This window comes from Cupriavidus basilensis (assembly GCF_008801925.2).
Taxonomy (GTDB): domain Bacteria; phylum Pseudomonadota; class Gammaproteobacteria; order Burkholderiales; family Burkholderiaceae; genus Cupriavidus; species Cupriavidus basilensis.
Genome location: NZ_CP062804.1, coordinates 1505925 through 1518019, shown reverse-complemented (window position 1 = coordinate 1518019; position 12095 = coordinate 1505925). Strand labels below are relative to the sequence as shown.

The window sequence follows — 12095 nt, the reverse complement described above, 5'->3', positions numbered from 1 at the left end:
AAAGGACATGGCGGCAAGACAAGCGGCACAGGCATCGGGCCTGGCCGGGCGAACCCATATTCTGCCAGCGAGGCAGGAGATGGTGGGCGGCAAGCAGTGGGCGGCATGAGGCATCCATGCGCCGGGCAAGGTAATTGGATTACCATTCCATACTTGACGGCAGGCGATGCCGTGCCTGTCGCCCGCCTTCCGGCTTGCCCGGAGTCCACGCTACATAGCGGTTTTACCGAGGGTGATGTGGTAGAAGCAACGATTGAGATGTCCAGCCCTCACGGCCTGCAGGGCCGCAGGGCCACACGGCTGACCACCACGGCCAGCCAGTTCGAGTGCAGCATCCAGCTGAGCAGCAACGACTGCGCAGCGGACGCCAAGAATGTGTCCGAAGTCATGCGCTTGTCGGCGCGCGCCGGCCTGCGCTTGCGCATCCAGGCCAGCGGCGCGGACGAGTCGGTGGCGCTGCGCGTCATCTGCGCCTTGCTGACCGACTAAGCGGCCGGCCCGGCAGTCAGCGACCATGCCCATCACCTACCTGCGCAACCTCACCGGACGGGTACGCAGCCCGCGCGCCAACCGGCAGCTTGCCGGCTATCTCAGCTTTGTGGCCGGCGCCACCAACGCCGGCGGCTTCCTTGCCGTGCAGCAGTACACCTCCCACATGACGGGCATCGTCTCGGCCATGGCGGACCACATGGCGCTGGGGCAGGTCGGGCTGATCCTGGAGGGACTTGGCGCGCTGCTGTCCTTCCTGGCTGGCGCGGCCACTTCCGCCGTGCTCATCAACTGGGCACGGCGCGAGCACCTGAACAGCGAATTTGCCCTGCCCCTGATGCTGGAGGCCTTCCTGTTGCTGTGCTTTGGCTTGCTCGGCGGCAACCTTGGCAATCACCAATGGCTGTTCATACCCGCCACGGTGATGGTGCTGTGCTTCATCATGGGCCTGCAAAACGCCATGATCACCAAGATCTCCCACGCCGAGATCCGCACCACCCATCTCACCGGGATGGTGACCGATATCGGCATCGAACTCGGCAAGCTGTTCTACTGGAACCTCGCCAAGTCCGACGAGGCCAGGCCGCCGGTGCTGGCCAACCGGTCCCGGCTGCGCATGCTGGCCACGCTGGTGGCGCTGTTTTTCTTCGGCGGCGTCGTCGGCGCGCTGGGCTTCAAGCATTTGGGATTCAGCGCCACGCTGGCGCTGGCGGCGTTGCTGCTGGTGCTGGCCTTCGTGCCGGTGGTGGACGATGCGCGGGCCCACGGCGCGCGGCTGGCCGCCTACGGGCGCAGATGGGCGCGCGAGGTCTTGCGCGATGTCCATGCCCTGTGGCTGGCCGCGCGCGACCCGCGCACGCCGTGGTACGCAAAAGCCATGGCACTGCTGGTGGCGGGCTACGCGCTGTCGCCGATCGATCTGATCCCCGACTTCATCCCGGTGCTCGGCTACCTGGACGACGTCGTGCTGGTGCCGCTCGGGGTCATGCTGACCATCCGGATGATCCCGCCAGACCTCATGCGCGAGTACCGGGCCGCCGCCGTTGCGGCCGGGCAACGGCCAAGCAGCCGCCTGGCGGCCGCGGTCATCATCATGCTGTGGATAGGTGGCGCCATTGTGATGGCGGCGCTGCTCGCGCGCTATGTTCCGTGGCTCCGAAGCAACTGATTTTCGATTCCAGGCCCTGAAGGTACGCGCGGACACATTGGTTTGCATTTGGCACGGCCGGCGCTACCTACAATCGAATTGTCGGGAGGCACATCCCGCCCATCACCGAGCCAGCAACGCATCATGCAGGACCAAGCCTTACCCCCCACCGTGACCTGCCTGCAGGGCCTGCGCGAACTCGCGGCCCTGCTCACCGCAGGCTCCCTGCTCCAGTCCGCCACCTTGCAGGTCATTGCCGAGTACGAACGGCACGCCCGCACCTCCGAAGACAATTACTGCGCCCGACGACATAGCTGGGACTAGACGCGCCCCGGCAGCGCTGCCGCTCAGTGCTTGCATGCCAGCGGCGAACGCACGCCGCCGTCGCGCACCAGTGGCAGGATGGTTGGCGCCAGCGATTTGAGCAACTGCACGGACAGCGCGCTGGTGAAGGCATAGCGCGCGGCATAGGGCTCTTGCACGTACGCCGTGACGTTGCCGAAGTAACGGTCGCCAAGGAAAAACACGAAGGTGGCCGAGCGGCTGACCACACGCGAGGAAATCAGCCTGCCGCCTGGCCCGTAGACTTCGTAGCGATGATCGCCCGTGCCGGTCTTGCCACCCGCCACGATGCCGCTGCCAACCAGCGCTGACTTCAGCATGCCCGCAGTGCCCGAATCCACCACGCCGATCAGCGCGGCACGCACCACCTCGGTGATATCCTCGCTCAGCAAGCGCGTGCCCTTCTGCCCCAACCCGAAATCAGTCTCGTACGGCGTGCCCGCCGCAAATTCCAGGCTGCGCAGCGCCGTGGCCTGCTGGCGCACGCCATTGCCCTGCACGATGCCGACCAGCTCGGCCAGCGCGGCCGGCCGGTCCCCCGCCGCGCCGATCGCCGAGGCATAGGACGCCGTGATCGCACTGAACGGATAGCCCAGGCGCTGCCACCGGCGCGCAATCTCAACAAAAGCCTGGCGCTCCAGCTGGCTGCGGATGCGGCGCGTCTGGCCGCCGGGATGGCGGGTCTTGAACAGCCACGCATACACCTCCTGGCGTTGCTCGGTGCTGTCGCGCAAGACTTCATCCAGGCTGGCATCGGGGCGCTGGCGCAGGTAGTTGAGCAGCCATAGCTCAAGTGGATGCACGCGCGCCAGGTAGCCCCGGTCATTCAGCGAAAAACTGGTCGGTCCGTATTTGCTGTACAGCTTGGCCAGCTTCTCATCGGTCAACCCCGCCTTGGGCAGGGTAGCGAGCATGACCTTGTTAAACTGCGCCGGATCGATGTCGGGATCGATGCTGCGCAGCGTCACCGCCAGCCCCACCGGCGAGAAGTGGCGGTTCTGGAGCACGCGCCTGGCCGCTTCCTGCTGGCTCATGCCACGATATTTCGCATAGAAGGCGCGCAGGTAGTCGCTGCCCTCCTTGTCGGCAAAGCGCACCAGGTAGGCGCGGCGTTGCGGCGCAGCCGGATTGTTCAGCCAGTCGTCGGCATCGGGATGCAAGCGATAGGTTTCGTAGCGCACGATATCGCGCATCAGGCGGATAAAGACCAGGTTCACCGAGTGCTCGAACGCTTCGCGCACGGTCATGATCTTCATGTTTTCCCAGCGCTCGAAGTTGGTGAACGTCTGCAGCCCGCCCCCGGTAAAAAAAGCCTCTCCCGCGCTGCCGGAATAGCGGCGCAGCATGGCGGCTTCCAGCATGGCGCGGCGGCTCTTGTCGGGCGCGGCGAGTAGGTAGCTCACCACCCACTGGGTCAGCGCATCCAGCTTGGCCGGCTTGATTTCACGCAGCTCGGCGGCAGACATGCCGGCATATTTTTCGTGGAGCTCGGAGAGGATTTCCAGGTAGGTCACCAGCGTGCGCAGCTTGGCGGTGGAGCCCAGGTTCAGCCGCGCGCCGCGGTTCAGGTCGAACGGCAGGTCCAGGTTATCGGCTTGCACGCGCAGCAGGTTGGCACCGTCGACCTTCTCGTAGAGCGTGAAGCTGATCGCCAGCTTGCCCGGGTCGTCGCCCTCGCGCAGCAGGTTGTGGCCGTACATCCCGAAGTCATGTGCGCCATCACGCGTGCCCGCCCGCAGCAGCGCCTCGGTGACCACCCGTTGCAGGCCCGTGTTGATGGTGCTGTGGGCAGTCAGGTCGAGCCGGTCCAGTTCGTAGCTGCTGCCAAGGTCAAGATAGCGCAGCAAATCGGTACGCACCCCGCTGATGGCCTTGCGCGAGATAAATGACACCTCCGGCCGGTCCAGCGGCGGGGCGCCCAGCGTCAAGGACTGGGCCAGCGAAGCGTCGCGCAGCCAGGGCGGGATGGCGCCGGCGGCAGAGAGCAAGCGGATGTAGCTGTCGGTCAGCTCTACCAGCGTGGCTGTATCGCGCCGCAGGAAATGCGATGGCCCGCGCTGCGCGATGATCAGCGAGAGCGCTTGCTTGAACACCCGCGCCTGCCGCTGGCCGAGTTCGCCCTCGCCCTGTCCCGCGCCCGGCCCCGGCCCGGCGGCGTTCGCCAGCAAGCGATTGGCCTCGTCGAAGTCCTGCCCGTACCAGGCCCACAGGCCATCGCCCAGCCCGTTGACCTCGCCCAGGCCGGCCCGGGCCGAGAGTGGCACGGTGTTGAGGTAATCCAGCAGGATGCGCTGCCTGGCGGCCACGGTGTTCGGGCCGTCCAGGTAGGCGCGCATCGATGCGCTGGCCATCTGGCGCAGCTTTTCCTTGGGCGAACCGGTGCGGCCGGCGCGTGAATGCCGGTATTTCTCGATCTGGGTAGCGAGCGTGCTGCCGCCGGCGGCGTCGTGCTTGTCGTTGAAGAAATGCACGCCCTGATCCAATGCGGCGCGCGTGAAACGCCGCACATCCAGCGCGGGATTACGCGTGGGGAATTCGGGATCGAGCAGGTCGCGGTTCTCGATGAAGAGCAGCGCGTTCACGAGCAGGGCCGGAATGTCCTCGAACCTGGCGTAGGTACGAGGCGGCGTGCGCCTGGCGCCAAATGGCAGGTCATTGCAGTCGAGCAGGTCCAGGCCGGCATGGGTCTTCTCGTGATAGGGCGCGAACAGGCCGGCGTCCGTCAGTTCCAGCATGCGGTCGGACCACTGTGCCTGGCGTTCGCGCCGAAAGCCCCGCGCTTCCAGCAATTCGGTGAACTGCGGTAACCGGCTATAGCCGAAGCGCAGGTCATAGGGGCCGTCGTCCGGAAAGCGGATGCGGTCGCTCGGGCCGTCCCTTACCGCGAAGGCGACGTCTTTCGCCCGCCCGGCGAAATAGCGCGCCTGCAACCGCGAGGTGGCGAGTTCCTCGGCAACGACGGCGCAAAGGAGGTAACCGCCCCCTACAAGCAGAGCCAATACCAGGAGCCTGGGCCAGAGACGTCGACGCACGATTCAGGTCCGTTTGCGAGGAAACCGGGGCTTTTCCCGGCGCGTCGGCCTATGCCGGGCGCCTGCAGGCAACGATGGCACTATTCCGCCACTCTCGTCACAACGTATACCCTAGTCTAATGGGGCCTAACGCACAAAGTACGCGTGCACCATCCCGGCGTTTGCTGCCATGCTCCCGTCATTTCCTGCCGCTCACCGGCACTCCAGGCCCGCCCGGCCGCCTATATGCGGAACGCCGCGATAGCCTGGTCAAGCTGGCGCGCCTGGTCCTCCATCGACGCGGCAGCAGCAGCGGCCTGCTCGACCAGCGCCGCGTTCTGCTGGGTGGCCTGGTCCATCGACGCCACCGCCTGATTGACCTGCTCGATGCCGCTGCTCTGCTCGACCGAAGCCGCCGCAATCTCGCTCATGATGTCGGTCACCCGGCGGATCGCCGTGACCACTTCCTCCATGGTGCTGGCCGCGCGCCCGGCCTGGCCACTGCCCAAAGCCACATGCGCCAGCGACGTCTCGATCATGGACTTGATCTCGCGGGCAGCCCCCGCGCTGCGCTGCGCCAGGCCGCGCACTTCGCCGGCAACCACCGCGAACCCGCGCCCCTGCTCCCCGGCGCGGGCCGCTTCCACGGCGGCGTTGAGCGCCAGGATATTGGTCTGGAAGGCGATACCGTCGACCACGCCGATGATCTCTGCGACCGTCCTGGCCGCCGTGCTGATATCGCCCATGGTGGCCAGCACATCGCCCACCACCGCACCGCCCTGGCTAGCCACCTCGACCGCGCTGACGGCAAGCTGGCTGGCCTGGCGCGCGTTGTCTGCGTTCTGGCGCACGGTGGAGGTCATCTGCTCCATGCTGGAGGCCGTTTCCTCCAGCGAGGCAGCCTGCGCTTCCGTGCGGCTGGACAAATCCGCGTTGCCCGCGGCGATCTGCCGGGTGGCCGCCGTGATCGCTTCCGAGCCCTGGCGCACCCGCCCCACGGTAAGCGCAAGGCTGGCTTGCATGCGGGCGAGGCCTTCCAGCAAGCGGCCCATTTCATCGCGGCGCGTGACCTGCACCGTGTGGCTCAGATCACCGGCCGCGATGCGGTCGAATTGCGTCAGCGCCAACTCCAGCGGGCCAACGATGGCACGCAGCAGAAACACCGCGCAGGCGGCCGCCACCAGCAACGCCAGCACGATCGCGGCAATCACGCCGTGGCGAAAGTGCCGGTACGCCACCTGCGACGCTTCGAAATTGCCCGCGGCCATCTTCATCTGGAACTGGCTCAGTTTCAGGCTGCTGTCGTTGGCGTCCCGAAACAGCTTGGACAACTTGCCATCCATGATCTGGTCTGCCAGCGCGCGATCCTTGGCGCGCAGCGCGGCGATGATGGCAGCGATGCCTTCGCGGTTGGCGGCATCCCGCTTGGCCGATACGGCCACCGCGAGCTGGTCTTCCTCACTGTTGCGCGGCAGGGCCATAAAGCGCATCCAGGCCTCGTCAGAGCGCCGCGTGAGCTCTTCGGTGCGCTCCAGCAGGCCCGGGGCTTCCGGGCTGTCCGGGTACAGCATGGCGCGGTCCAGCGCGGTACGCGCCCGGGTGAGGCTCAAGTCCGCCTCGCCTAGCGCCAGGGCAGAAGCAAGCTGGTTCGCGTAAGTGGACTCATGGGCGTCGTTGGCGGCGCGCAAGCCAAGCAAGCCGGCCACGCCCACACCAAGCGCAAGCAGGAACAGCAGGGAGACGGTGGCAATGAGGCGGGCGCGTATGGTGAGGCTGGCAAGCATGTGAGAGAGGCCCGGATAGTGAAAGGCTGAAATGCCGCGCTGGGCGGAGAACCTGTCTATCGGTGCGGTGCAGCAACAACTTGAGGCCGCGCCATCGCTTGTGCGCAAGACCGCACCTGAACGACGAATTCGGGCACCGCGATTGATCTTGCGCAAACTTTCATGCGTCCACGCGCCAGCCTCGGTCAAGTCCCGGCAAAGCAGACCGTTAGCCCAGTGATCTCAATCCCCTGTTCCAGACGATGATGAAAAACCTGAGCGTGCGCACTGCCCTGTTGGCGATCCTGGTGACCTTTGCCTGCATGATCGTGTTCGGCGCGGGCGTTGGCGTGCTAGCGCTGCGCGCCGCGGACCAGGCGACCAGTCGCGTGGAACAACTCTCCGCCGGCGCCCTGCTGCTCAACGATGCATACAAGGACATGACCCGGGCGCGCTCGGCGCTCGCGCGCGCCTACGCCTCGGCCCGCGAGGGCAGCACCGAAGTCAACACCGGCGCGCTCGACGCCGCCGGCAAATCGCTCAAGCGCTCGGACGAGACGTTGCAGCGCTTCGCGGCCGCGCCCTTGCTGGAAGGCCAGGACGACGCCCAGCGCCGCCAGGTCGTGGATGCCGCGCGCCGGCATGCCGGCACGGTCGAGCGAGCCCTGGCCGCCTTGCGCGCGGGAGACCCCGCCGCCTACGCGGCGATCAACGACCGCGACATCACCGCTTCCGGGGCCGAGTATTCGGCGGGCGTCGAGCGCTTCCAGGAACAGGCGAGCCAGCTGGCGCAGCAGGAAACCGAGACTAGCAGCTCGCGCTACCAGTGGGTGGTGAAGCTCGTGGTGGTTGGCATCACTGCCGCGCTGGGCTTGATCGTCGCAGTGCACCTCGGGCTGCGCGCGGCCATCGTGGCGCCGCTGGCCACGGCCGCCGAGCACCTCGACCGTGTAGCGCAGGGCGACCTGAGCCATCCCGCCGCTGCCGCCGGCAGCAACGAGGTAGGCCGCGTGCTCGCCGCCGTGGCACGCATGCAGGCGGCGCTCACGCGTACAGTCAGCCAGGTGCGCGCCAGCTCGGACTCGGTCAACATCGGCGCGCGCGAGATCGCGGCCGGCAATACAGACCTGTCCTCGCGCACCGAGCAGCAGTCCGCGTCGCTCGAGCAAACCGCGGCCAGCATGGAGGAGCTCACCTCCACAGTGAGCAACAACACGGAGAGCGCGCGCCAGGCCAGCGCGCTGGCCGCGGAAGCGGCGCGGCTGGCCACGCGCGGCGGCGACGACGTGCGCGGCGTGGTCCAGACCATGGGCGACATCAGCAACAGTTCGCAACGGATCGCCGACATCATCGGCGTGATCGACGGCATTGCCTTCCAGACCAATATCCTGGCGCTCAACGCTGCCGTGGAAGCGGCGCGCGCGGGCGAGGCGGGCCGCGGCTTTGCCGTGGTGGCGGGCGAGGTGCGCGCGCTGGCGCAGCGCAGCGCCAATGCCGCACGAGAGATCAAATCGCTGATCGACGACTCGGCCAGCAAGGTGGGCGCCGGCAACGCGCTCGTCGCCCAGGCCGGCCAGACCATGAGCGAGACCGTGGATGCCGTGGGCCGCCTGGCGCGGATCATGGAAGACATCTCGTCGGCGTCGCTGGAACAAAGTGCCGGCATCGTGCAGGTCCGCCAGGCGGTGACGCAGATGGAAGCCGTCACCCAGCAGAACGCAGCGCTGGTTGAGCAGGCAGCCGCCGCGGCCGGATCGCTGGAAGCACAGGCGCGCCAGCTTGCCGAGGCGGTGGGTGCCTTCCGGCTTGCGCCTGCAGCTTGAGGGACCGCGGCGCCCCCCCACCCCCCGAAAAGGCCAAGCTCAAGCCGACCTTAGGCCACCTTCACGCGGCCGTGATGCCGCGCTGCAAGGTGGTCTTGAGCATGGAGAACACCTGCCGCGCCACCGGGTTGGCCGCATTGGGCCGCGCCCACAAGTAGTACGTCACATCGGGCAGGCGCGGCAGCCCGTCCTTGTCGCCCAGCACCCGCATTTCGGCACCCAGCAGGTCGATGCTGCGCGCCGTGATCCCCAGGCCGGCGCGGATCGCCGCCTTGATGCCGATCAGGCTCGGCGCGAAATACGCCGCGCGCCAGGGCACGCCGGCCTCCTTCAGCGCATCCAGCGCCAGCTTGCGAAACAGGCTGGGCTCGTCAGCCAGGATCAGCGGCACCATGCTGCCGCTCTCATAGGCGAAATCCGCCGCGCAAACCCAGATCGTGGGTGAGGTGCGCAAGACCAGGCCATCCAGGCTGGTGTCTTCCCGGGTGGAAACGGTCAGATCGATCTCCCCGCGCCGCAGCGATTCCATCAGGAAGGGGCTGCGTCCCACATGGATCTCCAGCCGCAGGGCGGGCGACGCACGCGCGATATGCGACAGCAGCGGCGGCAGGATCGTGTCGGCCACATCGTGCGGCGCCCCGATCCGCAACGAGCCTGTCAGGTCACCCTCGCGCAGCACGCGCAGAGCCTCGTCGTTCAGGTTCAGTAATTGCCGCGCGTATTCCACCAGCTTGTTGCCGTGCCGCGTGAGCTGCTTGCCGCGCCCGTGCCGCTCGAACAGCGCCAGCGCCACCTGCTCCTCCAGCCGCTGCATCTGCTGTGTGACGGCGGACTGGGTGCGGTGCAGCCGCTGCGCCGCGGCAGCAAAGGTACCGTGATCGGCAATGGCCACCAAGGTGCGCAGCAGGTCCAGATCGAGATTACGCATTCATTAGACTTGCTTAAGTATTTTCATGAGTGATTAAGTGGTTTCAGGTGCCAGCCTTCATTACAGTGAAACCATGCAAGGTTACGCAACACCCCGCAAACCAAGAACCATCAAGACTCAGCAAGGATTCTAGAGACATGTCGATCGCACAACAACGCCAGGCCGCCGTCGGGGACACGATTCAATCCATCAAGAAAATCGTAGCTAGCGGTGGCGTCACCCGCGAATCGCTGGCCAGCGTGCTGAGCGAGGTGGAGCAACTTGCGGCCAAGCCGCACCTGTGGGCGCAGAGCGAATTCGCCCCACCGGAGGAAGGCGAACGCCAGGCCCGCTACCTGATCGCAGAAGATCCCGACCAGACCTTCGCCCTGTACCTCAACGTGATGCGCCCCGGCAAGCGCATTCCCCCGCACGACCACACCACCTGGGCCTGCGTGGCGGGCGTGGTGGGCACCGAGTACAACGACGTCTACCTGCGCACCGACGATGGCAGCGAGCCGGGCATCGGCACGCTGAAGCACTCGCACACGGTGGAAGTGGGCCCGGGGTCTGGCATCGCGCTGCTGCCCGAGGACATCCACTCGGTGGAGATCCGCGGCGAATCCGTGATCCGCCACCTGCACATGTACGGCCGCGCGCTGGAAACCCTGACCGGGCGCACTGCCTACGACCTCGAGACCGGCCGCTGCCAGCCTATGAGCGTGGGCGTCAAGACGCGCCGCTAGACGGCACCCGGGAGGTGCGGCGCTAACCAATCCCCAGCCCCCCACCTGCCGGCTTCCGCCGAAGCCCATATCCAACGCATTTCCAGTAGCCTCCCGCCCGCGTGCGGCCAGGAGGCCTGGCCCCCTTTTTGCCTGAACAAACGCATGCCCGCCATCCTGAACACGCCCGACACCCGCTACACCCAAGTCGACCCGGTCACCCTCAAGGCCTGGCTGCACGACCAGGACGAGATTGCCCTGTTCGATATCCGCGAGCATGGCCAGTATGGCGAAGGCCATCCGTTCTTCGCAGTGCCGCTCCCCTTTAGCCGGCTCGAACTGGATATCGGCCGCCTGGCCCCCAACACCGCGGCGCGCATCGTGCTGGCGGACAACGACGATGGCGTGGCAGCGCGCGCCGCGCAGGCCCTGGCCACCCTCGGCTACACCCGCCTGTTCGTGCTGGACGGTGGCGTGCCGGGCTGGCTGGCCGCCGGCTACAGCTTGTTCGCTGGCGTCAATGTGCCCTCCAAGACCTTCGGCGAGCTGGCCGAGCACCATTACGGCACGCCGCGCGTCTCGGCCGCGGAGCTGGCGGCCATGCAGGCAGGCGAGCCAGCTCCGGTGGTGCTTGATGGCCGTCCCGTCTCGGAATTCCGCAAGATGAATATCCCCGGCGCCATCTGCTGCCCCAACGGCGAGCTGGCTTACCGGCTGCGCGACCTGGTGCCGGATCCGGCCACGCCCATCGTGATCAACTGCGCCGGCCGCACGCGCAGCATCATCGGCGCGCAAACCCTGATCAACTTCGGCGTGCCCAACCCTGTGTTCGCGCTGGAAAACGGCACCCAGGGCTGGTACCTGAACGATTACAAGCTGGAGCACGGCGGCACCCGGCGCTATCCCGACAGCGCCGTGCCTGCCGGGCTGGATGCCGCCCGGGCCGCGGCGCAGACGATGGCGGTGCGCTTTGCGGTACCGCACATCGACGCCGCCGAAGCGGGCGCGTGGCTCAGCGACCGCTCGCGCACCACCTTCCTGTGCGACGTGCGCACGCCGCAGGAATATGCCGCTGGCTCCGTGCCCGGCGCCCAGAACACGCCGGGCGGCCAGTTGATGCAGGCTACCGACCAATACGTGGGCGTGCGCCGCGCGCGCCTCGTGCTGATCGATGCCGATGGCGTGCGCGCCACGGTGGTGGCGAGCTGGCTGCGCCAGATGGGCCATGACGCCGTGGTGCTCGAAGGCGGGCTTGCAGCTGCGCTTGCCTGCGGCCTCGCCGCGCCCGCAGGCCCCGTGGCGCCCTCCCGTGCCTTGCCGGGCATCGATGCCAGCTCGCTGGCGGCGGGCCTGGCCGGGCGGCAGCTGCTGGCGCTCGACGTGCGCGCCAGCATGGCGTATCGCGCCGGGCACGTGCCGGGCAGCCGCTGGTCGATCCGCCCGGTGTTTGCCCGCGACCTCGCCGGCGTGCCGCGCGACACGCCAATCGTACTCATCGGCGATGACGATCAACCGGGTGTGGCCGCGCTAGCCGCCGGCGAACTGGCCGCACTTGGCTACAGCGACATCAGGCTGCTCGCCGGTGGCGCAGGCGCCTGGCAGGCGGCAGGCCATGCGCTGGCAGGCGATGCCGGGGATGGCGATGCACCAAACGGCCTGCCCGATGCGCGCTGCATCGATTTCCTGTTCTTCGTCCACGACCGTCACGACGGCAACAAGGAGGCTGCTCGCCGCTACCTGGCTTGGGAAACCAACCTGATCGGCCAGCTCGACGCCCAGGAACTGGCCACTTTCCGCTTCGCCTGATCCATACAGCGTCCTTCCAACATGACCCGCCATCAGCGACCGAGCCCGTCACGCAGCCACCTCCCGCCCCCGCAGCGGGAAC

At 67.3% G+C, this 12095-nt stretch carries 9 protein-coding genes; 6 read left to right on the top strand and 3 right to left on the bottom strand.

The features are described 5' to 3' along the window. Window positions 1-258: 258 nt before the first annotated feature. The 3 genes from F7R26_RS27620 to F7R26_RS27610 all read left to right on the top strand — a co-directional run bounded on the left by F7R26_RS27620 (window position 259) and on the right by F7R26_RS27610 (window position 1960). Window positions 259-489 (top strand): HPr family phosphocarrier protein, encoded by a 231-nt coding sequence (locus F7R26_RS27620; protein ID WP_150984640.1) that lies wholly within the window; start codon window positions 259-261, stop codon window positions 487-489. 25 nt (window positions 490-514) lie between these two features. After that, a complete protein-coding gene (locus F7R26_RS27615; protein ID WP_150984641.1) occupies window positions 515-1657 on the top strand; it encodes a DUF1275 domain-containing transporter in 1143 nt (380 codons plus the stop codon). A 123-nt stretch (window positions 1658-1780) separates the two neighbouring features. Continuing rightward, window positions 1781-1960, top strand: coding sequence for a hypothetical protein (locus F7R26_RS27610; RefSeq protein WP_150984642.1), 180 nt, complete (start codon window positions 1781-1783; stop codon window positions 1958-1960). A 23-nt stretch (window positions 1961-1983) separates the two neighbouring features. Here F7R26_RS27610 and F7R26_RS27605 read toward each other — a convergent pair whose 3' ends face one another. Continuing rightward, window positions 1984-4977, bottom strand: a complete 2994-nt coding sequence (locus F7R26_RS27605) for a transglycosylase domain-containing protein (RefSeq protein WP_241754755.1) — start codon at window positions 4975-4977, stop codon at window positions 1984-1986. A gap of 254 nt (window positions 4978-5231) precedes the next feature. Further along, on the bottom strand, window positions 5232-6773 hold the full coding sequence (locus F7R26_RS27600) for a methyl-accepting chemotaxis protein (RefSeq protein ID WP_150984644.1): 1542 nt from the start codon (window positions 6771-6773) through the stop codon (window positions 5232-5234). 245 nt (window positions 6774-7018) lie between these two features. Between F7R26_RS27600 and F7R26_RS27595 the strand changes: the two genes are divergently transcribed. Continuing rightward, window positions 7019-8575, top strand: coding sequence for a methyl-accepting chemotaxis protein (locus F7R26_RS27595; protein WP_150984645.1), 1557 nt, complete (start codon window positions 7019-7021; stop codon window positions 8573-8575). A gap of 61 nt (window positions 8576-8636) precedes the next feature. Here F7R26_RS27595 and F7R26_RS27590 read toward each other — a convergent pair whose 3' ends face one another. Beyond that, on the bottom strand, window positions 8637-9503 hold the full coding sequence (locus tag F7R26_RS27590; protein WP_150984646.1) for a LysR substrate-binding domain-containing protein: 867 nt from the start codon (window positions 9501-9503) through the stop codon (window positions 8637-8639). A gap of 137 nt (window positions 9504-9640) precedes the next feature. On the opposite strand from F7R26_RS27590, the gene F7R26_RS27585 reads away from it, so the two are divergent. Both F7R26_RS27585 and F7R26_RS27580 read left to right on the top strand, forming a co-directional pair. After that, window positions 9641-10228 (top strand): cysteine dioxygenase family protein, encoded by a 588-nt coding sequence (locus tag F7R26_RS27585; RefSeq protein ID WP_150984647.1) that lies wholly within the window; start codon window positions 9641-9643, stop codon window positions 10226-10228. A 144-nt stretch (window positions 10229-10372) separates the two neighbouring features. Next, window positions 10373-12013, top strand: coding sequence for a rhodanese-like domain-containing protein (locus F7R26_RS27580; RefSeq protein WP_150984648.1), 1641 nt, complete (start codon window positions 10373-10375; stop codon window positions 12011-12013). Window positions 12014-12095: the final 82 nt, after the last annotated feature.